Source organism: Methylorubrum sp. SL192 (assembly GCF_026672325.1).
In the GTDB taxonomy this organism is placed as follows: Bacteria; Pseudomonadota; Alphaproteobacteria; order Rhizobiales; family Beijerinckiaceae; genus Methylobacterium; species Methylobacterium extorquens.
Map to the genome: position 1 here is coordinate 1473579 of NZ_JAPPQV010000003.1, position 22220 is coordinate 1495798.

The following is a 22220-nucleotide window of genomic DNA, read 5'->3' on the forward strand; positions in this document are numbered from 1 at the left end:
CCGCCGGTCTGCCTCGGGGCGGACGGCGATGAGCGAGGACGGCGAAGGCGCCGCTCGCTCCAGCCGCGCCCGGCGTGCGCATCGCCCGCGACCGAGCCTCGCGGTGCTGGAAGCGCGCATCGGCCATGTCTTCGCGGACCCGACGCTGCTGCCGCTGGCGCTCACCCATGTGAGCAAGGCCGGCCAGTCGGGCCGGGTCGGCAGCTACCAGCGCCTCGAATTCCTGGGCGACCGGGTGCTCGGGCTCGCGGTGGCCGAGACGCTGTACAAGGCGCTGCCCGGCGCGGAGGAGGGTGAGCTGTCGCGCCGCCTTGCCGGCCTCGTACGGCGCGAGACCTGCGCCGTGGTGGCCGAGGCCTGGGAAGTCGGGCCGCATCTCAATCTCGGCCCCGGCGAGATCCAGACCGGCGGGCGGCGCAACCAGACCATTCTGGCCGACGTCTGCGAGGCGATCCTCGGCGCGGTGTTCCTCGACGCCGGCTACGAGGCGACGCGGGCGATCGTGCAGCGCGCGTTCCGCCCCGGCGAAGAAACCGCGGCCCCGCGCGGGCGTGACGCGAAATCGGCCTTGCAGGAATGGGCGATGGCGCGCAGCCTCGCGATCCCGGTCTACGAGGTGGTGGAGCGCTCGGGACCCGACCACGCCCCGGTCTTCCGGATCGCGGCACGGGTCGAAGGCATCGAACCCGGCTACGGCGAGGGCGCCTCGAAGCGCGTCGCCGAGCAGGAGGCGGCCCGCGCCGTACTCGCCCGCGAGGGCATCGGCGGGACGCAGGGACAGGATGGATCGAGTGGTTGAGACGCGGATGGTCGAATCGGATGTCTGAGCACGAGCCGGAACACGAGGCTGACGAAGACGGCGCCCCGCAGGAACAGCGGCAGGACGCGCAGGGTCAGCCGCGCGAAGAGACGCGTGCGGGCTTCGTCGCGCTGATCGGCGTGCCGAATGCGGGCAAGTCGACCCTGCTGAACGCGCTCGTCGGCGCCAAGGTCTCGATCGTTTCGCGAAAGGTCCAGACGACGCGGGCGCTGGTGCGCGGCATCGTCATGGAGGGCAACGCGCAGATCGTGCTGGTGGATACGCCCGGCATCTTCGCCCCGAAGCGCCGCCTCGACCGGGCGATGGTGCATTCCGCCTGGAGCGGCGCGGCGGATGCCGACGCGATCTGCCTGCTGATCGATGCCCGGAAAGGCGTGGACGAGGAGGTCGAGACCATCCTGCGCCGCCTGCCCGAGGTGAAGCGGCCCAAGATCCTGATCCTCAACAAGATCGACCTGATCGCCCGCGAGCGCCTGCTCGAACTGGTGGCCAAGCTCAACGCGATGGTGCCGTTCGAGGACACCTTCCTGATCTCGGCGCTCAAGGGCGACGGCATCGCCGACCTGCGCAAGGCGCTGGCCGCCCGGATGCCGCCGAGCCCGTGGCTCTATCCCGAGGATCAGATCTCCGACGCGCCGCTGCGCATGCTGGCCGCCGAGATCACCCGGGAAAAGATCTACGACCGCCTGCACGAGGAACTGCCCTACCGCTCCACCGTCGAGACCGACCAGTGGCAGGTGCGGCCCGACGGCTCGGTGCGGATCGAGCAGACGATCTTCGTCGAGCGCGAGAGCCAGCGCTCGATCGTGCTGGGCAAGAATGGCCAGACCATCAAGGCGATCGGGCAGGCGGCCCGCATCGAGATCACCGAGGCGGCCGAGGCCAAGGTGCACCTGTTCCTGCACGTGAAGGTCCGCGAGAACTGGGCCGACGATCCCGCGCGCTATCGCGAGATGGGCCTCGAATTCCCAACCGGCTGACCTCTATTCCCTCATCCATTCCATCCTCGTCCTCATCCTGAGGTGCCCGTGCGAGCGGGCTTTGACGGATCCTCCAGGGATCGCGCGGGATCTGGACGATCCTTCGAGGCCGCCGCTCCGCGTCGGCACCTCAGGATGAGGGCGAGGGCCGGACGGATCATGATGCCGATGGCCACAGCCTGAATGCCGACTCCTATGCCCCATACCGACTCCGACATCCGGGCCATCCTCTACGGCCTCCCGCCGACCGATCTGGCGGAGGTGCCCGAGGACGCCGCCCAGGTTTCGCCGCTGATTCCCGGCTCGGCGCGGCTGGAGGATGTCGCTGAAGCGAGCCTCGATGCCGCCCTGCTGCTGGCCCCGCCCGGCACGGCGGAGCGGCGCTACGCCTTGGCACTCGCGATCCGGGCCGTGAAGCCCGGCGGGCGGCTGGTGGCGATGGCGCCCAAGGACAAGGGCGGCACCCGGCTCGCCAAGGAGCTGCGCGGCTTCGGCTGCGCCGTCACCGACGAGCCGCGCCGCCACCACCGCATCTGCACGGCGACGCGTCCCGAAATGCCCGCCGGCATCGAGACCGCTCTGGCGGGCGGCGCGCCGCGCCACATCGACAACCTCGCGCTCTGCACGCAGCCCGGCATCTTCTCCTGGGACCGGCTCGATCCCGGCAGCGCCCTGCTGCTGCGCCACCTGCCCGCTCTCTCCGGGCGCGGGGCCGATTTCGGCTGCGGCCTCGGCATCCTGGCCCGCGCGGTGCTGAAATCGCCGAAAGTCGCGTCGCTCGCCCTAATCGACATCGACCGCCGCGCCATCGAGATGGCCTGCCGCAACGTCGGCGAGCCGGGCGCGACCCTGCACTGGGCGGACCTGCGCAGCGCCGAGCCGGCCCTGTCGGGCCTCGACTTCGTCGTCACCAACCCGCCCTTCCACGATGGCGGCGCCGAGGATCAGGCGCTCGGCCAAACCTTCATCACCCGCGCGGCGGCGGTGCTGCGGCCGAGCGGAACGCTCTATCTCGTCGCCAACACCCACCTGCCCTATGAGGCGCCCCTGCGCGCCGCCTTCCGAACCGTCACGACGCTGGCGACGGAGGGGGGCTACAAGCTGTTCGAGGCGCGCAAATGAAGGCGCTCCGCCTCGACCGGTTGCTGGCCAATCTCGGCTACGGCTCGCGCCGGGAGGTCGAGGGACTGGCCCGCGCCGGTCTCGTCCGCCTCGACGGGCAGGCCCTGCGGGACGCTTCGCAGCGCATCCCGCTGGAGCCCGATCTCTCCGCCCGGATGACGGTGCAGGGTGATGCGCTCGATCCGCTGCCGGGCGTCTGTCTGATGCTGCACAAGCCGCTCGGCGTCACCTGCTCGCACAAGGAGGTCGGGCCGCTGGTCTACAGCCTGCTGCCCGAGCGCTGGCGGCGGCGCGATCCGGCGCTCTCCACCGTCGGACGCCTCGACAAGGAGACCTCGGGCCTCCTGCTGATGACCGATGACGGCGCACTCCTGCACCGGATCATCTCGCCGAAGGCCAAGGTCTCCAAGCGCTACCGGGTGACGCTGGCCCGCCCGCTCCAGGGCGACGAGGCCGCGATCCTCGCCTCGGGCGAGATGATGCTGGAGGGCGAGGACAAGCCGCTCCTGCCGGTGGAGATGGAGACCGACGACCCGACCCATTGCACGGTGACCCTGCACGAGGGCCGCTACCATCAGGTCCGGCGGATGTTCGCCGCGCTCGGCAACCATGTCGATGCGCTCCACCGCGACCGTGTCGGCGGCCTGGCGCTTCCGGCCGATCTGCCGGCGGGGGAATTCCGGATCCTGGGGCCGGGCGAGATCGCGACTCTGTTCGAGGGGTAGCGGTTCATCCCGCCACGGCCCTGCGCCGTGCGAGGCGCCGGTCGAGGAGAACCAGCGCCCATCCGACGCCGAGGAAGGCCGCCGCGATCGCCCCGGCATAGGCCGCGACCGGGCCCCAGCCGATCTTCCCCACATCGAGGAACGGGTAGGGATAGCGCGCGTCATAGGCGCCGCGCAGGAGCGTGTAGCCGAGGTAGAGCAGCGGGTAGCTCGCAAACAACGCGAGGTCGCGTCCTGCGAGGCGCCCCTTCGGCACGAAGGCGAGCCAGAACAGCGGCACCAGCACCGGCAGCACTTGGTGGAGCAGGATGTCGCCGACGAGGTCGCCGCCGCGCAGGGTCCTGACCCCGTAGAGCAGCAGCCGCTGCACGAGTCCGACGAGCAGGGTCGCGAGCACGGTCGTCGCGACGAGCCGGGGCTGGGCCAGGGCTGGCACCCGCAGGGCGATCCCGCCGAACACCGCGAGGACGAGGAGCCCGGTGAGGTTCGTGAAATAGGCGGCCATGATCCAGGCCGTGAGCGGCACCGAGCCGGTTCGCCCGAATACGGCGGAGAAGCCGAACCCGACGCCGACGGCGGCGCAGAGCGCGATCAGGGAAGCGGCGAGGCGGGCGCTTCGGGATTCCATGAGAGCGAGCGTCCGAGGCGAGAAGGGACAGCGTTCTGGCGGCCCATCGCGACCATGGCATGACGCGGTCCGCTTGACAGGTCGGGCCCCGTGCCGGACGGCCACGCCCGTGCTGCTCGATCTCCTGCATCTCCTCACCACGCCCGCGCCGCGGGCCCAGCGCCGGCTCGGCTACCTGCGCGACAGCATCTGGCTGATGTCGCGGGCGCGCCGCTGCCGCCGGGCCTGGGCGCCGCATCTGGAGGCGAGCCGGGCGGTGATGCGCGCGGCCATCGCCGCCACCGAACGGCGCGACACCGCCGTGGTGCTGGGCTCCGGGCTCCTGCTCGACGTACCGCTGGCGGATCTCGCCGGGGCTTTCCGGCGGGTGGTGCTGGTCGATGCCGTGCATCTCGCGCCCGCCCGGCGCGCGATCCGCGCCCATCCCAATGTCGAAACGCTGACGGCGGATCTGAGCGGCGCGATGGCGCTGATGACCGGCGCGGCGCGCGATCTCGACCCCCGCCTGCCGCCGGTCTGCGCCGAGCCGCGCACCGGCCTCGTCATCTCGGCCAACCTGCTCTCGCAACTGCCGATCCGCCCGGTCGAGCGGCTGGAGGCCTCACGCCGTCCCCTTGGAGCCTGGACGCCGGAGGACGGCGACGCCTTCGGCCGGCGGATCGTCGAGGGCCATCTCGACGCCCTGGGTAGGCTCACGGCGCGGGTCTGCCTCGTCACCGATATCGACGAGACCGAGGAGGACCGAGAGGGGCAGGTCCATGCGCGGCACGACCTTCTCTACGGCGTATCGCTTGGAAGCTCCGAGCGGGCCTGGACCTGGGAGCTTGCTCCGTTCGGCGAGACTGCGCGCCACCGGCGCCTGATCCATGGTGTGGCTGGGTTTTCGGATTGGCGACCGTGAGGACAGCGGGCGTGCTCATCGCAGCCGGGATTCTCAGAACTCTCAGAGCAAAATAAGAAGAGCGATCCGGCTGTTCGGCTGTCCGACAATCCCGAAGGGTTTATCTGGCGCGATCATCCGACATTTCCCGCTCGATTGCAGGATCGAGGCGGAGTGATCGGAAGATCTGAGTGGGAAAACCAGAAAAGACCTTCGGGAGGTTTTGGTACGATGCGCCGCTTCTCCGCCCTGTTCCTTGCCGCGACCCTCGTGCCCTGTGCCGCCAGCGCCCTGTCGATGACCGACACGCTGGAGGCCTGGAAGCAGAGCTCGGCCCTGGACCGCCTCCAACTCGCGACCCGCTTCGGCAAGTCATTCGTGTCGGTCAATGAGAGTTTCACCGCGGGCTACTTCGTCAAATGCATCGACGAGGTGGCGGGCTATTCCAATTCGCAGAAGGCCAAGATCGAGGATGCGGTCCGCGAATGCGTCGCCTCGCAGCTCCGGGTGACCGGCAAGGGGCAAGCGGACGAGTAACCCCCCTTCAGATCTCGATCTCGGTGCCGATCTCGATCACCTGCCGCGCCGGCACGCAGAAATGGGCGCCGGTGCGCTCGGCGTTGTTCTGCATCACCGCGAAGACCGCCTCGCGCCAATCCGACATGCCGCGCTGGTCGGAGACGGGGATGATCGTCTCGTGGCCAACGAAGACGGTGAGATCCTCCGCGAACGCCTTTGGAAGGAGGCCGGCGCCGACGGCGCAGTCCAGCCCCTCGGGGATCGAGGCCGATTGCATGAAGCCGTAATGCAGCACCACCCGGCGGATGTCGGGGGTGATCTCGGTGACGCGGGCGCGCTCCTCGCGCGGCACGGTCGGCGTCTCCTCGAACAGAGCGGTCACGATCAGCACGCGGGCGTGCAGCGCGCCCAGGCGCTCGACGAAGCGCATCATCGGCAGCGGGATGCCCTCGGTCGCCGAGGACAGGAAGGCGGCCGAGCCCGGCAGGGTTGTCGGCGGATTGTGGCGCAGGCTTTCGAGGAAGCGGGCCTCCGGCGGGCGCAGATCCACGCGCGCCTGTTCCAGGCAGAGCTGGCCCTTGCGCCAGGTCAGCATCAGGAAGGCGATGATGCCCGCCAGCAGCAGCGGAAACCAGCCGCCCTCGAACAGCTTCACGCTGTTGGCCGAGAGGAAGATCAGGTCGATCACGAGGAAGAAGCCGTTGACCGCGAGCACGAGGGGCAGGCCGAAGCCCCATTTGCGGGCGACGAGGCCGGCGAGCAGGGTGGTGATCGCCATCAGCAGCGACACGGCGATGCCGTAGGCCCCGGCCAGCGCGTCGGAGGAGCGGAAGATCAGGACGGCCGAGAGCGTGGCGGCGGCGAGCAGCCAGTTCACCAGCGGCACGTAGATCTGGCCGCTCTCGTCGGACGCGGTGTGGACGATGTGCAGAGGCGGCAGGAAGCCGAGCTGGATTGATTGCCGGGTCAGCGAGAACACGCCCGAGATCACCGCCTGCGAGGCGATGACGGCGGCAAGCGTCGCCAGCCCGATCAGCGGGTAATGCAGGACGCCCGGCGCGAGGCGGTAGAATGGGTTCTCGGCCGCCGACGGATCGACCAGCAGGATCGCGCCCTGCCCGAAATAATGGACCACCAGCGCCGGCAGAACGAGGACGAACCACGCGACGCGGATCGCCCGCGCGCCGAAATGGCCGAGATCGGCATACATTGCCTCGCCGCCGGTGACCGCGAGGAAGGCCGCGCCCAGCATCGTGAAGCCGACATGCAGGCCGGCATGCGCCGTGAACTCGACCGCGCGCAGCGGATTGACCGCCGCCAGGATCTGCGGCGCCTGCACGATGCCGCCGAGGCCGAGTGCGGCCAGCACGAGAAACCAGACCAGCATCACCGGCCCGAAGATCTTGCCGATGAAGGCCGCGCCCCGGCGCTGGACGAGGAACAGGCCGACGAGGATCACCAGCGTGATCGGCACGATGAAGCGGTCGAGGGCGGGCGCATCGACCCGCAGGCCCTCGACCGCCGAGAGCACCGAGATGGCTGGGGTGATCGCCCCGTCGCCGTAGAGCAGGGCGGCGCCGACGAGGCCGACCACGAGCAGCAGCGCCTGCCGCGAGCCGGGTTGCGCGTGGCGGGCGCCGAGCAGCGCCAGCATCGCCACGATGCCGCCCTCGCCACGGTTGTCGGCCCGCAGGATCAGCACCGCGTATTTCAGCGAGACGACGAGGATCAGCGCCCACAGGATCAGCGAGACGGCGCCGGTCACCGCGACCGGGCTCGGATCACCGCCCGGACTCGCGGCGCGCACCGCTTCCTTGAGGGCGTAGAGCGGGCTCGTGCCGATATCGCCGTAGACGACGCCGAGGGTCGCGATCAGCAGGCCCGCCCCGAGGCGACGGCCCGGCCCGGACTCCGATCGGCTCGCTTCCGAGGGCTGGGCGGCGGGCTGGCTCACGAATGTGCTCCGGGAAGCGGGGCCGTCAGAGCGCTTTCCGACGAAGTGGATGCCGGTTCGGCGAACGAAAGCGCGCTGAGACGAAAGATCGAGAGACGCCGGCCTGATGCCATCAGATCGCAAACGGCTCTCGTGGCGGTTCACCTATGGAGCGATGGATTAAAAGCCAGAGTCTTTCGTGGGCGTGCGACCGGGTCACTCACGGCTCGCGATGCGGGGAGGCATCCGGTCCGGTCTTGTCGGGGTTCGTGCGGCCTTCGCGCAGCCGAGCGGCGGCGGCGGCGGCCTTCTCGCCGATCCGGCGGCGCAGGTCGTCGGACAGCTCGATATCGACGAGGCGCCAGCCCCAGTCGCGCAGGCGCAGGCGGATGCGGAACTGCTCGTGGCGGGGCCGGTCCGGCGGCACGGCAACCAGCACGGAGCGGAAGCCGCGCATGTCGGCGGCGAGATAGTAGCGCAGCAGCCGCTTGAGATCGGGGATGCGCAGGCCGTCGCGCCGTTCATGCCGGCCGGCCGGCGCGGCGAGGTCGGCGCCCTGCGGCCAGCCATCGTCGAGGAGGTCGATCACGGCTTTCGGCGTCAGCGCCGATTCCATGATCGGGAGCGCGACAGCTGCCGCCGCGTCGGCGATGCGCTGCCGTTCGCGGGGATCGAGGGCGTTGCTGTCGGCCTTGACGGCCGCGCTGATCTGCCGGGCGAGCGATAGGCGCAGCGTGCGGAAGTTGACGCGCTGCTCCACCGCCGCCGCATCACCCGCCTGCACCGCCGCGGCGAAGCCGTAGAGCGACCAGAACGGCGTCAGCGTGTAGGCGAACCAAGCCGCCACCGCGAGAAGGGGAATGAGCCACCACCGCATCGGATCAGCCGCGGATGCGCGGTTGGATCATGCCGGGTTGTCCCCGGTCCCATTGTCCCCGGCGCCATGCCAGCCCGTCAGCCCGGAGAAGGCCGCGACGACGCCCTCGTAGACCGGACGCTTGAAGGGGACGATGAGGTCCGGCAGCGCCTCCAGCCGCTCCCAGCGCCACGCCTCGAATTCGGGCTTGTGATGGCCGCCGCCGGGGGCGTCCACGTCGATCGCCGATTCATTCCCGGTGAGCCCGAAGGCGAACCATTTCTGGCGCTGACCGCGGTAGCGACCCTTCCAGGCCTGCTTCATCACCGCCGGCGGCAGGTCGTAGGCGAGCCAGTCGCGGGTTTCGCCGAGCAGCGTGACGGCGTCGGCCGGCACGTTGGTCTCCTCGTGGAGTTCGCGCAGGGCCGCGGCGAGGGGCTCTTCCCCCTCGTCGATCCCGCCCTGCGGCATCTGCCACGCGAGATCGCCGTCGACATGCTCGGGGCCCGCCTCGCGCTTGCGCCGGCCGATGAAGACGCGGCCGTCACGATGAAACAGGGTCACGCCCACGCAGGGGCGGTAGGGCAGCGCGCTGCCCTCGGGCAGGCGTAGAAGGTTGTCGTCGGGGCGGGTCATCGCGGGCTCATGCTGGCGGCGCGACCATAGGAGGCCGAACCGGTGCGGGCAACGCCGACCTAACCCCCATCTGAGGCCGTAAAACGAGCATGGGCGCGGCCTCGGCCGCGCCCACGAATTTCTCTGTCGTTTTCGAGGTACAGTTCAGGCGGCGCGCACGTTCGCGAGGAAGCGGCCGACTTCCGCCGAGAGGTGCTCGGACTGGCGCGACAGCTCGGAAGAAGCGGCGAGCACTTCGGCAGCGGTCGCCCCGGCTTCCTCGGCGGCCTGGGCCACGCCCGTGATGTTGCTCGTCACCTCGCCCGCACCCATCGCCGCCTGGGCGACGTTGCGCACGATCTCCTGGGTCGCCGCACCTTGCTGCTCCACCGCCGCGGCGATCGAGGCCGCCACCGAACTGATCTCCTCGATGCGCCCGGTGATGCTGCCGATGGCCGAGACCGCGTGGCCGGTGGTCTCCTGAATCCGGCCGATCTGGCCGGAGATTTCCTCCGTGGCGCGCGCGGTCTGGTTGGCGAGTTCCTTGACCTCGGCGGCCACCACCGCAAAGCCGCGGCCAGCCTCGCCCGCGCGGGCCGCCTCGATGGTGGCGTTGAGCGCGAGCAGATTGGTCTGCCCGGCGATGGTGGTGATCATGGTGACGACGTCGCCGATCTTGGAGACGGCCGCGCTGAGCGCCCGGACATGGGCCGCCGTCTGCGCCGCCTCTCCCACTGCCGCCTGGGCCAGCGTCGAGGAGCCGCTGACCTGCCGGCCGATCTCCTGCACCGAGGCGCCCAGCTCCTCGGCGGCGGCCGCCACGGTGTTGACGTTGGTGGCGGCTTCCTCGGCCGCGGCGGCCACGCTGACCGACTGGCCGGCGGTCCGGGTCGCGGCACCGGTCATGCCGTGCGCCGAGGCCTGCAACTGGGCCGCAGCCGACGAGACGAGGCTGACGACGCCGCCGACCGCACCCTCGAACCGCTCGGCCATCTCGCGCATCGCCGCCTTGCGCTGCGCCTCCGCCCCGGCGCGAGCCGCGGCGCTCTCCTCTTCGAGGTCGCGCATGCGGATCAGCCCGGCCTTGAAGATCTGAACCGCGTCGGCGATTGTGCCGATCTCGGTCCGCTGGCCCTGATGCGGGATCGTGACCGAAAGGTCGCCCGCGGCCAGCGCCTGCATCGGCCCGACCACGGAGGCGATGCCGCGGGTTACGCCGCGGGTGATCAGGACCGCGAGCAGGACCGCGAGGCCGAGCCCGAGGGCGAGGACGGCAAGGCCGATTGTCCGCACCTGCTGGAACACGGCCTCGCCCGCCGCCATCGCGCGGGCGGCACCCTCGTTGTTGAAATTGACCAGCTTCTCCAGCGAATTCGACATCGCCCGGCGCGGCGCGAGACCCTTCGATTCGTAGTAGGAGAAAGCGTCCGCCTTCCGGCCCTGGCGCGACAGGTCCATCACGTTGCGCCGTTCGTTCTCGAAGGTCGCGGTATCCCGCACATAGGTCTCGTAGAGCGCCCGCTCCTCGGCATTCGCGATGAGCCGTTCGTAGGCCGCCCGCTTGTCGTCGATCAGCTTGCCGAAGCGCTCGAAGTCCTTGTCCATCGCGGACACCATCTGCGGGTCGGTCGCTTGCGTGTGCCGCAGCATCACGGTGTTCATCCGCGCCGCCGCCGTGTCGATCTCGCCGAGCAGGCGCACGCTGGGAAGCCAATTGCGTTCGATATCGAGCGCTTGGTCGCGCATCGTCTGCGTTCCGACGAGGCCCAGAACCCCTAAGCTGACGAGAAGGATCGTCAGCACCGTGAATGAAGCGATGAGCTTGCTGCGAATGGGAAGTGTTTGGAGCGACACGGAGGACTCCGACAGGAACGGCGCGCGAATTTGCTGAGCGAGCGGCCGGATCCTGGCCCGGAAACACTTACCGGATCACGAATTGTTTATGCGATTTCGCGGGGAGGAGTGGGATTAAAATTGCTGTACGTTTTGTGGCGGAATGAAAACTGACATAAGCTGTTTTTTTGGCTTCAATCTGCGCGTGTCCCATGCGCCGAGAAAGCAGGGCAAGCGTGTCGCGGCTGGTACTCGGCGGCGGGCTCAGGCCGATATTACGGCGACGAATTCGGCAGATTGGCCCGTCTCCCGACCGATCCGGTCGGATGATCGATTTCGGATCGCCGCCATCCCGATTCCGGCAAAGGCCGTTCGGGCGATCTCCTAAGGCGTCGCGCTCGACAGCTTCGAGACGCCGCCCGGGCGGCGCAGGATCGCGCTCACCGGCACGAGCCGGATGCCGCGCGCCTCCAGATCGCGCGACCAGCGCGACAGGCGCTCGATCGTCAGCGGCGAGGCGCTGGAAGAGGCCAGCACCAGGCCCTTCTGCCGGGCCAGCGTCTCCAGGCGGGCGAGTTCCGCGTCGATCGCATCGGGCCGCGCGACGGCGTCGATCACGATCTCGGCCCGCGCGGATGGCAGCTTGGTCTTCGCCGCGACGGTCGCGACCTGGGTACCGGGCGCCGCGCCGTCATCGACGAAGCCGAGCCCGCGGGCGGACAGATCCTTCAGCACCGGTTCCAGGGCCCCCGCCTCGCTCATCAGCTTGGCGCCCATGAAGTTCACGGCCCCGACGAATCCCGGAAACCGGCTCATCGCCCAGGCGGCCCGATCGAGGTTCTCGCCGGGGCGGGCCGAGGCCAGGAGCGTCTGCGGACCGGGATCGCTGTCGGGATAGTCGAACGGCTCCATCGGCAGTTGGAGCAGGATCTCGTGGCCGGCCTCGCGGGCGCGGGTCGCGGTCTTCTCGAGGTCGGTGCCGTAGGGCGACAGCGCGAGGCTGACCGCGGCGGGAAGCCGGGCGATGGCGCCGAGGGTGGCCATCTCGCCGATGCCGAGACCGGAGACGAGGACGGCGATGCGCGGTCCGGTGCCGGGCTCGTCCGGGCGGGCATAGACGTCGAGCGGCCGCAGCCGCCCTTCGCCGATCCGGGGCAGGGGGCCGTGGCGCCCGCGCTCGGTCAGGCGTGCATCGGGGGCCGGCGCGAGCTTCACCTGGGCGGCGTTCGGGACGCGGATGATCACCGGCGCATCGGGGGCCGTCGAACCGTCGGGGCGGAACACGCTGACGCCGGAGGCCTGCTCGACCTCGCTGGCGGACTGGGCCGGTCCTTTCGCGGCGGGCGGTGCGGCGTCGGCGATGCGGGGGACGGAGGCCGGGGCCTCGCGGATCTCGATGAGCGCCTGCGCCCGAGGCTCGCCGCCGCGGGGATCACCGGTGAGGGCGATGCCACCGGCGAGCAGGGCCACGACCAGCGCACCGACGCCCGCCGCCGCGCCTGCGGACGGGCGCAGGGCCAAGCGCGGACGGGCCGCCTTGTCCGCGACACCGAGAGGCTTCGTCAGGATGTCGTCGGCCGCGTCGCTCACCCGCCGTCCTGCCTGTTGGCCCATGCTCGGACGACCGGGCGCGGCCTTCAACGAGAAACGGCCCGCAACCCCGGTCTGAACCGGTATTGCGGGCCGTCATGGTTAATCTTTCGCTAACACCGCGGCGGATGCCCGCGGCGGGCTGGCTCAATCAGTTCTGCGTGGCCGGCTTCGTCACGTTGGCCGCACCCTTTTGGATGCCGTGCAGGAAATCGACCGCGGCGATGAGCTGCTTGTCCTTGGCCGGGTCCGGCGGGATGTAGGCCGAGGAACCGCCGCGCTCCTCGGTGTCCTTCTGCTTGAGGTGGCCCTTCAGGCCGGCCTCGCCCTTGGTCTCGTCCTTGCCCTTCAGATCGTCGGGCACCTCCTGCAGCACCTCCTGATCCGGCTCGATGCCCTTCGCCTGGATCGAGCGGCCGGACGGTGTGTAGTAGCGCGCGGTGGTGAGGCGCAGGGCGCCCTGGCCGCCGAGCGGGATGATCGACTGCACCGAGCCCTTGCCGAAGGAGCGCGTGCCCATGATGGTCGCGCGCTTGTGATCCTGCAGAGCGCCGGCCACGATCTCGGAGGCCGAGGCCGCGCCGCCGTTCACGAGCACCACGATCGGCTTGCCCTTGGCGAGGTCGCCGGCCTTGGCGGAGAAGCGCTGGGTCTCGTCCGGGTTGCGGCCGCGGGTCGAGACGATCTCGCCACGGTCGAGGAAGGCGTCGGAGACCATCACCGCCTGATCGAGCAGGCCGCCGGGATTGTTGCGCAGATCGAGCACGAAGCCCTTCAGCTTGTCGCCGCCGATCTCGCCCTGGAGCTTGTCGATCGCCGTCTTGAGGCCGTCATAGGTCTGCTCGTTGAACTGGGTCAGGCGGACATAGCCGACATCGCCGCTCTCGACCTTCGAGCGCACGGGGCGGATCTTGATGACGTCGCGCGTCAGCGAGACGTCGAGCGGCTCCTTGGCCTCCTTGCGGGAGATCTTCAGCTTCACCGTGGAGTTCACGGGGCCGCGCATCTTGTCGACGGCCTGGTTCAGGGTCAGCCCCTGGACCTGATCCTCGTCGATCTGGGTGATGATGTCGTTGGCGAGCAGGCCGGCCTTGGAGGCGGGCGTGTCGTCGATCGGCGAGACGACCTTGATCAGGCCGTCCTCCATGGTGACCTCGATGCCGAGGCCACCGAACTCGCCCTTCGTCGTCGTCTGCATGTCGCGGAAGGCTTTCGCGTCCATGTAGCTCGAATGCGGATCGAGCGAGGTCAGCATGCCGTTGACGGCCGACTCGATCAGCTTCGCTTCCTCGGGCTTCTCGACGTAGTCGGTCCGCACCTTCTCGAACACGTCGCCGAACAGGCTCAGTTGCCGGTAGGTTTCCGCCGAGGCCGCGATGGCGCTCGTACCGGACAGCAGCTGGGTCTGGGTCGACAGGGCCGAGGCGCCGATGCCGAGGGCCGCGCCGAGTAACACGAGGGACACTTTGCGCATTATCCGCGAACCTTCTCGCTGGAACTTCTCGCCCACCACGGCTCCGGATCGATAGAGCCGCCGTCTTTCCTGAACTCGACGTACAGGACGGGATCAATCCGATCATCGTCCTTCTGTGACGCAGCCTGCGTCACGTTCGACGGCGTGCTTGCCGGGGTGCCGCTGCCCTCGCCCATCACGGCCACCGGTTCGCCCGCCAGTACGAACTGGCCGACCTCGACGTTGATCTGATCCATCCCCGCGAGCAACAGATAGTAGCCGTCGCCCGCATTGATGATCAAGAGACGCCCGTAGGAGCGAAAGGGTCCGGCGAAGGAAACCCATCCGTCCGCGGGCGAGGAGACCACCGCCTTCGGCCGTGCCCGCAGCGAGATGCCGCGGGTGGTGCCGCCCTGGCCGTCCGGCTGGTTGAAGCCGCGCAGCAGGGGGCCGCTCACCGGCCTGGGCAGATCGCCGCGGGCCTCGGCGAACTTCACCTTCGGCGCGAGCCGCGCCGGATCGCGGGCACCGGCCGCCGCAAACTTGTCCTGGATCGCCCGCTGCTCGCGTTCGGCGGCGGCGCGGACCTCGTCGGCGGCGCGGCGGGCGCTCGACAGCTCGCCCTCCATCCGGTCCACGAGTTCCTTGAGCGATTTGGCCTGCGTGCCGAGTTCGGCGCTCTTGCGGCGCTCGGCGGTGAGGCTGGATTCGACCTCCGCCTGCCGGCTGCGGCGGGCGGCGATCAGCGCGTCGAGGCGCTGGCGCTCGGCGGCCCAGCCCGCGAGATCTTTTTTCAGTGCCTCGCGGTCGGCAGCGATGAGGCCGCGCACCCGCACCAGTTCGGTGAGGTCGCCGGCGAGCGTATCGGCCTCGCCGCGCAACTCCGGCACCACCGCGCCGAGCATCATCGAAGTGCGGATCGCCGCGAGCACGTCCTCGGGGCGCACCAGCACGGCGGGCGGCGGGCGCCGGCCCATCCTCTGGAGCGCGGCCAGGATCTCGGCGATGACCGCGCGGCGCGCTTCCAGCGATTTGCGGATCGCTGCGTCGCTGTCGGTCAGCGCGCGCAGGCGCTCCTCCAGCCGGTTCATCCGGTCCTCGGTCGCCTGGGCCTGGCGTCCGGCATCGAGCAGCGCGGTGCTGAGCTTGGTCCGGTCGGAGCCGATCGCGGCGATCTCGGCCTCGAGCGCCGCCCGGCTGCCGCTGCTGGCGGCCAGCGCGTCCTCGATCTGCTTGAGGCTCTGGGCGCGCCGGTCCCGCTCCTCCTGCGTACGCCGCATCGCCTCCGGGTCAGGCGTCGTTTGCGCACGCACGGGCAGGGCGAGGCCGCCCGCGAGGCAGGCAAGAGCCGTCAGCACCAGAGCGGACTTGGCCGTCAGGATCGTCGCCGACCGGGAGTGGACCGCCACCTTGGATCTCATGCCTCGGGATCGCCCCGGTGATAGGGGTGCCCGGCCAGGATGGTCAGCGCCCGGTAGACCTGCTCGAGGGCGAGCACACGAACCAGGCCGTGCGGCAGTGTCGCCGCCCCGAAGGCGAGAATATGGTCGGCGCGTCCGCGCACGGTCTCGTGAAGGCCATCCGCACCGCCGACGACGAGAACAAGCGTGCTGCGCCCTGCATCACGCCACGCCCCGATCTTGTCCGCGATGCGCTCGCTCGGCCAGTCGGAGCGGCCGCGCTCGTCACAGGCGATCACCGCCGCGTCCGCCGGCACGAGAGCCAGGATCGCCGCCGCCTCCTCGGCGATGCGGTCGGCGCTCCGGCGGGCGCGCGATTCGGGAATCTCGGTCAGGTCGCAGGCGGTGACGCCCAGGCCCTTGCCGAGCGCGACCGCGCGCTCGCGGTAACGGGCGGCGAGATCCCGCTCCGGCCCATTCTTCAGGCGTCCGATGGCGACGACGAGCAGGCGCAAGGGGGTTGAACGATCCCGGGAGCGAGGTGTTAGGGCGCGATAGCACGATCACGCCGGGGACGGGGAGCCGATCGCGCCGGAAAACGTCGCCGGCAATGCAGGCAAGGCCGGCCCGAGCGCCACGGTGCGACTTCGCCGGGGTGGCGGCACGGCGGCGGCGACCTACCTGCCGCCCTCAACCATGCCTTCGACCCGGACCCGGCCTCCCGCCGCGCCCACCCGTCCGGGATCTCACAACAGGATCACGATGCACTCGCCCGCAAGCGCCGCGCCCCCGCGCCTCGACCGCAAGGCCGTGGGAGCGGTCGTTCTCGGCAACGCCCTCGAATTCTACGATTTCACGATCTACGCCTTCTTCGCCAAGTCGATCGGCGCGACCTTCTTCCCCTCGGACAGCCCGACCGACAGCCTGCTCGCCTCGCTCGCCCTGTTCGGGATCGGCTACGTCATGCGCCCGGTGGGCGGCGTGCTGATCGGCGCCTTCGCCGACCGGGCCGGGCGCAAGCCCGCGATGCTCATCACCATCGCGCTGATGGCGGTGGGCATGCTGATGCTGGCGGCCTGCCCCGGCACGGCGGTCCTCGGCGTCTGGGCACAGGTGATCGTGATCGCCGGTCGGCTGATCCAGGGGCTGGCGCTCGGCGGCGAGGTCGGACCCTCCACCGCCTTCCTGATCGAGGCGGCCCCGGCGCGGCATCGCGGCTTCGTGGCAAGTTGGCAGATCGCGAGCCAGGGTTGCGCCGCGCTGTTCGCCGGCCTGTTCGCCACCGTGCTGACCCTCGTGCTCGGCGACGCGGCCATGGCCGATTGGGGCTGGCGGCTGATGTTCGGTCTCGGCCTTCTCGTCGTGCCGGTCGGCCTCGTGATCCGCAGCCACCTGCCGGAGACGGCAGGCGAGGGGCACGACCCCGCTGCCGCCGATTCGACGGGTGCGGTGCTCGGTCGGCTGCTGCGCCAGCACGGGCGGATGCTCGGGCTGACCTTCCTCGTCATCGCCGCCTCGACCGTCTCGAACGCGGTGGGCACCAACATGCCGGTCTATGCGGGGGCGACGCTCGGCCTCTCGGAGATGGCGGCCAACGCCGTGCCGATCGCCCTGGGGCTGGCCTCCGTGATCTTTCCGCTCCTCGGCGGCTGGCTCGCCGACCGGTTCGGGCGCAAGCCGGTGATGATCTGGCCGCGCGCGCTGATCCTGTTGCTCGCCGTGCCAACCTTCCTATGGATGCTGGGCAGCCCGAGCGCGCTCAGCGTCTACGCCGTGACCTTCCTGCTCTCGGCCCTGTCCTCGATAAACGCGGCGGCGATCATCGTCGCCATCCCCGAAGCCCTGCCGCGGGCGGTGCGCAGCGCCGGGCTGTCGATCGTCTACGCGCTCTCGGTCTCGATCTTCGGCGGCAGCACGAACTACGTCGTGAACTGGCTGATCGCCGCCACCGGCGACCGGATGGCGCCGGCCTACTACCTCGCCGCCTTCAGCCTCGTCGGCACGATCGCCGCCCTGCTGCTGCCGGAGACGCGGGGGCGGGATATCCATGTCGATACGGCGACGCGGCGGTGAATTCCGGCGGCGCATCACCGCCGAGGAGCAGGCTGTCACGGGCCGGAGAAGTCCCAATCGAGCCTGGGCATTCAAGTCGATCGCCAAGAACGGGCGGACCCGGCCCGCGTGCCGGGCCGACAGCGGTTGCATCGCGGCGCAAACGTTCTTTCGCCCATGTCGGACGGGCGAAGACTGACTATTTCGATGCAATGAATTTTTAGGAAAAATTAGACCAAATGCATCTCCGGGAGAGGACGCGCGGCGACGTGTTCATGGTCTGGTGTTCGGCAAGATGAGAATGAAATTCATTTACGGCCGCCGAGAGCTCCTGAGCGGTATCGTACCGAGCTATACCGACCCGGAAGCCTGCATCCGTCAGATCGGGGAGTTGCAGAAGCAGATCCCGTCGCTCTACGCGCTGCTCTCCGTCAACGCCTGCGCCCTCGCATTCACCCATTACCCACTTGCGCCGGCCTGGCTGACCGTCGGGCTGCCCGGCGCGATGATCGGGCTGTGTGTGGTGCGGGCCACGCATTGGTGGCATCTCCGGCCACAGTCGATCTCCGGTGAAGAGGCCGTCAAACGGCTGCGCGGCACCAGCCTCCTCACCGTCCTGTTCTCGGCCCTCTTCGTCGGCTGGGCGATGAAGCTCACGTCCTATGGCGGACCGTTCGAGCAGGGTCACGTCGCGATCTTCGTCGCGATCACCGTCATAGCCTGCATCTTCTGCCTGACGCATCTGCCGGCCGCGGCGCTCGTCGTGACGATCATCGTCATGGGCAGCTTCCTGATTCACTGCTTCACGAGCGGCAACAGCGTCTTCATCGCGATCGCGCTCAACACCGCCTTCGTCACGGTGGTGATGGTGCGCATCCTCACCAACAACTTCCTGGCCTTCCTCCAACTGCTCGAGTCCAAGGCCGAAGCCCAGCGGCTCGGCGAGGAGAACCAGCGCCTGGCGCATACCGACAGCCTCACCGGGTTGCCCAATCGGCGCTATTTCTTTCAGCGCCTCGATGCGCTGATCGCCGCCTCGGCGACCGGAAACGCCGCCTTCGCCCTCGCAATCTTCGACCTCGACCGGTTCAAGCCGATCAACGACACGTTCGGCCACACCGCCGGAGACCGGGTGCTGGAAGAGACCGGGCGCCGTCTCAGCGCCTTCGCCGCGGATGGCGTGACGATTGCGCGCCTCGGCGGCGACGAGTTCGGCGTGCTGATCCACGCGGCCGACCGCACGGCCGACGCGGTCGAGCTTTGCAACCGCATCTGTACGGCGCTGCACGCGCCGATTTCGCTCGGCGAGACCCAGGTCGTGCCGGGATGCTCCGGCGGTCTGGCGCTGTATCCCAGCGCCGGACGGGCGGCGGATGCGCTGTTCGACCGGGCCGATTATGCGCTCTACCATTCCAAGGAGCGCAAGCGCGGGACCACGACCCTGTTCTCGCAGGAGCATGAGGACGCGATCCGGGCCGAGCGCGCGGTGGAGGCCGCCCTCCAAAGCGCGGATCTCGCCGCCGAGATGGAGATGCACTACCAGCCGATCCTCGACACGGTGACGGACCGCATCACCACGGTCGAGGCGCTGGCGCGCTGGACGAGCCCCAAGCTCGGGCGCGTGCCGCCCGACCGCTTCATCGCCGTGGCGGAGCGCTGCGGCATGATCCACTCGGTGACCCTGCTTCTCCTGCGCAAGGCGCTCGCCGACGCGGCCCGGCTTCCGGACGACATCGGATTGTCGTTCAATCTCTCCTCACATGATCTCGCCTCGCCCGAGACGGTCATCGCGATCCTCGCCGCGGTCCGGCAGAGCGGGCTCGATCCCCGGCGGATCACGCTGGAGCTGACGGAGACCGCGCTGATGCGCGACTTCGAGGGGGCGCAGAAGGCGATCACGCTGCTGCGCGCACTCGGCATCAAGATCGCGCTGGACGATTTCGGGACGGGGTATTCGAGCCTGAACTACGTCCACCGCCTGCCGCTGGACCGGATCAAGATCGACCGCGGCTTCATGGCCGATGTCGAATCCGACCTCGGGCGCAGCGTCGTGATCACCATCCTCGATCTCTGCCAGAATCTCGGCCTGGACGGCATCGCCGAGGGGATCGAGACCACGGAGCAACTGAGCGCGGTGCGCCGTCACGGCTGTCGCTACGTTCAGGGCTACCTGATCGGGGTGCCGATGCCGATGACGGACCTGCTCGGCGGCCTTCGCGGCGCGGCGGAGGCCGAGCCGGTCTCCGCCTGATCCCTCACCGCAGCCCGTCGGGCCGGTCGCCCGCGGCCCAGGCGATCGCCTGTTCCAGGCGGTCGTTGCCCCAGAACAGCTCGCCGTCCTCGGTGAGGAAGCTCGGCGCACCGTAGATGCCGCGGGAGCGGGCCTCCTCGCCGGCCACCTTCAGGCGGCCCTTGTTGGCCTCGGAGGCCGCCGCCTTGAGGATCTGGGTGCCGTCGAGCCCGAGCGAATCGAGGATGCGCCCCACCGCCGCCGGCTCGGCGATGGAGCCGCCCTTGGCAAAGCTCGTCTCGAACACCGCCTTCGAGAACGGCACCAGCCAGTCCTGGTCCGCGCCGTAGGTCGCCACGCGCACTGCGCTGAGGGAATTCTGCGGGAAGGGCGTGGGGCGCGTGACCGGCGGGAGCCCGAGCCGCGCGGCCTCGCGGTCGAGGTCGCGCCACATGTTGCGGCCCTTGGCCGGGTAGAGGTTGAAGGGCGAGTTGGTCCATCCCTGCGTCGCGAAGATCGGCCCGAGCAGGAACGGTCGCCAGCGCAGTTCGACGTCGGCCGTCCTGGCCAGCGCTTCGATGCGCATGGCCGACAGGTAAGAGTAGGTCGAGGCGAACTCGTACCAGAATTCCAGGGTCGCTCGCCGCCGCATTCGTCGATTCTCCGGATCGTCTGGTCCGTCCTGCCGGTGACCCTACCACGTCTGCGGAGACGCGCCGGGGCAGGCTGGATCGCAAACGAGGCAACCGGCATCCCGCCCCGCCGGTTGCGCGCCGCGCGCCTCCGCTGTTAATCCGCCTTCACCCTGTTGCCCGAGCCCAACACCATGTCCGACGCCCTCCCGAACAAATCCGTCAAGAAGGTCGTTCTCGCCTATTCTGGCGGGCTCGACACCTCGATCATCCTCAAGTGGCTTCAGACCACCTATGGCTGCGAGGTCGTGACCTTCACCGCCGATCTCGGCCAAGGCGAGGAGCTGGAGCCGGCGCGCCGCAAGGCCGAGTTGCTCGGCATCAAGCCGGAAAACATCTTCATCGAAGACCTGCGCGAGGAATTCGTCCGCGACTACGTCTTCCCGATGTTCCGTGCCAACGCGGTCTATGAGGGGATCTATCTCCTTGGCACCTCGATCGCCCGGCCGCTGATCGCCAAGAAGCAGATCGAGATCGCCGAGCGCGTCGGCGCCGACGCGGTGTGCCACGGCGCCACCGGCAAGGGGAACGATCAGGTCCGGTTCGAACTCGGCTACTACGCGCTCAAGCCCGATGTGACGGTGATCGCGCCGTGGCGCGAGTGGGATCTGCGCTCGCGCGAGCAGCTCATCGCGTTCGCCGAGCAGCACCAGATCCCGATCGCCAAGGACAAGCGCGGCGAGAGCCCGTTCTCGGTCGATGCCAACCTCCTGCATGCCTCCTCCGAGGGCAAGGTTCTGGAGGACCCGGCGGTCGAGGTGCCGGATTACGTCTATTCGCGCACCCTCTCCCCCGAGGAGGCGCCGGATACGCCCACGATCGTCACCATCGGCTTCGAGCGGGGCGACGCGGTCTCCATCGACGGCGAGGCGCTCTCGCCCGCCACGCTGCTGGCCAAGCTCAATGAGCTCGGCCACGCCAACGGCATCGGCCGGCTCGATCTGGTCGAGAACCGCTTCGTCGGCATGAAGAGCCGCGGCATGTACGAGACGCCCGGCGGCACGATCCTGCTGCCGGCCCACCGCGCCATCGAGTCGATCACGCTCGACCGCGGCGCGGCGCATCTCAAGGATCAGCTGATGCCGCAATATGCGGAGCTGATCTATAACGGCTTCTGGTTCTCGCCGGAGCGCGAGATGCTCCAGGCGCTGATCGACAAGAGCCAGGAGAAGGTGACCGGCGAGGTGCGGCTCAAGCTCTACAAGGGCGGCGTCCACGTCATCGGCCGCACGAGCCCGCACTCGCTCTACGATCAGGACCTCGTCACCTTCGAGGAGGGCGCCGTCGCCTACGATCACCGCGACGCGGCCGGCTTCATCAAGCTCAACGCCCTGCGCCTGCGCACCCTGGCGCAGCGCAAGAAGCGCGAGGGCTGAGCCTCGGCTTCAGCGCCTGTTCGCTTCGCTTCTCCGAGACGTTTCCTCATCCTGAGGTGCCGCGAAGCGGCCTCGAAGGAGGGCTCCAGGAATCGCGGCGGCCTCTGGAGGTCTCCTTCGAGGCGCCTTGCTAAGGCAAGGCGCACCTCAGGATGAGGGGGAGGGGTCGGATAACTCGCTGACGTTAGGGTCGAAGTGGATCTCAGCGATCCCCCAGGAAGGCGGGATCGTTCGAGACGAGAAGCACGCGCAGGTCGGAATCCGGGACGTAGTCGCGGGCTTCCCAGGCGAAGGTGGTCGGACCCGTCTTGCGCACGCCCTGTCGGCAGAAGCTGACCAGGGCGTCCGCGCGGCCCTTGTCCACCGTCAGGGTGAAGCGGCCGATGCGCCCGGCCCAGTTGCGGGCCGTGGTCACGATGTAGGGCACCTCGAAGGCGCGGGTGTAGCCCTCGGGCTTCGCCGCCGCGAGGCGCCGGATGCCGGCCAATCCGGCCTCCCCCCTTCGCAACCGCGGCA

Annotated in this window: 20 protein-coding genes; 9 read left to right on the forward strand and 11 right to left on the reverse strand. The window is 69.5% G+C overall.

All coding sequences use genetic code 11. The features are described from left to right. Positions 1-28: 28 nt before the first annotated feature. The 4 genes from rnc (at position 29) to OVA30_RS07665 (ending at position 3647) form a co-directional block, all read left to right on the forward strand. A complete protein-coding gene (rnc, locus tag OVA30_RS07650) occupies positions 29-799 on the forward strand; it encodes a ribonuclease III (RefSeq protein ID WP_012253717.1) in 771 nt (256 codons plus the stop codon). 20 nt (positions 800-819) lie between these two features. Next, positions 820-1800, forward strand: coding sequence for a GTPase Era (gene era, locus OVA30_RS07655; protein WP_003598769.1), 981 nt, complete (start codon positions 820-822; stop codon positions 1798-1800). Between the two features lie 195 nt (positions 1801-1995). Then, entirely contained in the window at positions 1996-2922 is a 927-nt protein-coding gene (locus OVA30_RS07660) for a class I SAM-dependent methyltransferase (RefSeq protein ID WP_268175084.1), read from the forward strand. Next, positions 2919-3647: a pseudouridine synthase gene (locus OVA30_RS07665; RefSeq protein ID WP_268175085.1), complete on the forward strand. Its 729-nt coding sequence runs from the start codon at positions 2919-2921 to the stop codon at positions 3645-3647. Before OVA30_RS07660 ends, OVA30_RS07665 begins: the two co-directional genes overlap by 4 nt. A gap of 4 nt (positions 3648-3651) precedes the next feature. Here the strand turns inward: OVA30_RS07665 and OVA30_RS07670 are convergent, their stop codons facing one another. Further along, on the reverse strand, positions 3652-4275 hold the full coding sequence (locus OVA30_RS07670) for a Pr6Pr family membrane protein (protein WP_268175086.1): 624 nt from the start codon (positions 4273-4275) through the stop codon (positions 3652-3654). Between the two features lie 109 nt (positions 4276-4384). On the opposite strand from OVA30_RS07670, the gene OVA30_RS07675 reads away from it, so the two are divergent. Both OVA30_RS07675 and OVA30_RS07680 read left to right on the forward strand, forming a co-directional pair. Beyond that, on the forward strand, positions 4385-5176 hold the full coding sequence (locus tag OVA30_RS07675; protein WP_268175087.1) for a hypothetical protein: 792 nt from the start codon (positions 4385-4387) through the stop codon (positions 5174-5176). Between the two features lie 210 nt (positions 5177-5386). Further along, positions 5387-5692 carry a hypothetical protein gene (locus OVA30_RS07680; RefSeq protein WP_268175089.1) on the forward strand — a complete coding sequence of 102 codons (306 nt, stop codon included), beginning with the start codon at positions 5387-5389 and terminating at the stop codon, positions 5690-5692. 7 nt (positions 5693-5699) lie between these two features. Here the strand turns inward: OVA30_RS07680 and OVA30_RS07685 are convergent, their stop codons facing one another. The 8 genes from OVA30_RS07685 to rlmH all read right to left on the reverse strand — a co-directional run bounded on the left by OVA30_RS07685 (position 5700) and on the right by rlmH (position 15869). Next, complete coding sequence (locus tag OVA30_RS07685; protein WP_268175090.1) at positions 5700-7628, reverse strand: potassium transporter Kup; 1929 nt, start codon at positions 7626-7628, stop codon at positions 5700-5702. 199 nt (positions 7629-7827) lie between these two features. Continuing rightward, on the reverse strand, positions 7828-8484 hold the full coding sequence (locus OVA30_RS07690) for a DUF2939 domain-containing protein (protein WP_268175091.1): 657 nt from the start codon (positions 8482-8484) through the stop codon (positions 7828-7830). 27 nt (positions 8485-8511) lie between these two features. Continuing rightward, on the reverse strand, positions 8512-9099 hold the full coding sequence (locus OVA30_RS07695) for an RNA pyrophosphohydrolase (protein ID WP_268175092.1): 588 nt from the start codon (positions 9097-9099) through the stop codon (positions 8512-8514). 144 nt (positions 9100-9243) lie between these two features. Then, complete coding sequence (locus OVA30_RS07700) at positions 9244-10932, reverse strand: methyl-accepting chemotaxis protein (RefSeq protein ID WP_012253727.1); 1689 nt, start codon at positions 10930-10932, stop codon at positions 9244-9246. A 363-nt stretch (positions 10933-11295) separates the two neighbouring features. After that, positions 11296-12501 (reverse strand): divergent polysaccharide deacetylase family protein, encoded by a 1206-nt coding sequence (locus OVA30_RS07705; protein ID WP_268175093.1) that lies wholly within the window; start codon positions 12499-12501, stop codon positions 11296-11298. A gap of 151 nt (positions 12502-12652) precedes the next feature. Then, entirely contained in the window at positions 12653-13975 is a 1323-nt protein-coding gene (locus OVA30_RS07710) for a S41 family peptidase (RefSeq protein WP_003598707.1), read from the reverse strand. Beyond that, on the reverse strand, positions 13975-15375 hold the full coding sequence (locus OVA30_RS07715; RefSeq protein WP_015822757.1) for a murein hydrolase activator EnvC family protein: 1401 nt from the start codon (positions 15373-15375) through the stop codon (positions 13975-13977). The genes OVA30_RS07710 and OVA30_RS07715 overlap by 1 nt, the downstream gene beginning before the upstream one ends. Then, positions 15372-15869 (reverse strand): 23S rRNA (pseudouridine(1915)-N(3))-methyltransferase RlmH, encoded by a 498-nt coding sequence (rlmH, locus tag OVA30_RS07720; RefSeq protein WP_003604480.1) that lies wholly within the window; start codon positions 15867-15869, stop codon positions 15372-15374. Before rlmH ends, OVA30_RS07715 begins: the two co-directional genes overlap by 4 nt. 247 nt (positions 15870-16116) lie before the next feature. Between rlmH and OVA30_RS07725 the strand changes: the two genes are divergently transcribed. Both OVA30_RS07725 and OVA30_RS07730 read left to right on the forward strand, forming a co-directional pair. Continuing rightward, entirely contained in the window at positions 16117-17427 is a 1311-nt protein-coding gene (locus OVA30_RS07725; RefSeq protein ID WP_268175094.1) for an MFS transporter, read from the forward strand. 280 nt (positions 17428-17707) lie between these two features. Further along, the gene (locus tag OVA30_RS07730) at positions 17708-19657 is read left to right on the forward strand and encodes a putative bifunctional diguanylate cyclase/phosphodiesterase (protein WP_076644513.1); all 1950 of its coding nucleotides are present in this window, start codon (positions 17708-17710) and stop codon (positions 19655-19657) included. Positions 19658-19661: 4 nt separating this feature from the next. Here OVA30_RS07730 and OVA30_RS07735 read toward each other — a convergent pair whose 3' ends face one another. Further along, positions 19662-20288 carry a 2-hydroxychromene-2-carboxylate isomerase gene (locus tag OVA30_RS07735; protein ID WP_003604476.1) on the reverse strand — a complete coding sequence of 209 codons (627 nt, stop codon included), beginning with the start codon at positions 20286-20288 and terminating at the stop codon, positions 19662-19664. 174 nt (positions 20289-20462) lie between these two features. On the opposite strand from OVA30_RS07735, the gene OVA30_RS07740 reads away from it, so the two are divergent. Continuing rightward, positions 20463-21704, forward strand: coding sequence for an argininosuccinate synthase (locus tag OVA30_RS07740; protein ID WP_003604474.1), 1242 nt, complete (start codon positions 20463-20465; stop codon positions 21702-21704). A 202-nt stretch (positions 21705-21906) separates the two neighbouring features. Here OVA30_RS07740 and OVA30_RS07745 read toward each other — a convergent pair whose 3' ends face one another. Beyond that, positions 21907-22191 carry a DUF4424 family protein gene (locus OVA30_RS07745; RefSeq protein ID WP_268175095.1) on the reverse strand — a complete coding sequence of 95 codons (285 nt, stop codon included), beginning with the start codon at positions 22189-22191 and terminating at the stop codon, positions 21907-21909. Positions 22192-22220: the final 29 nt, after the last annotated feature.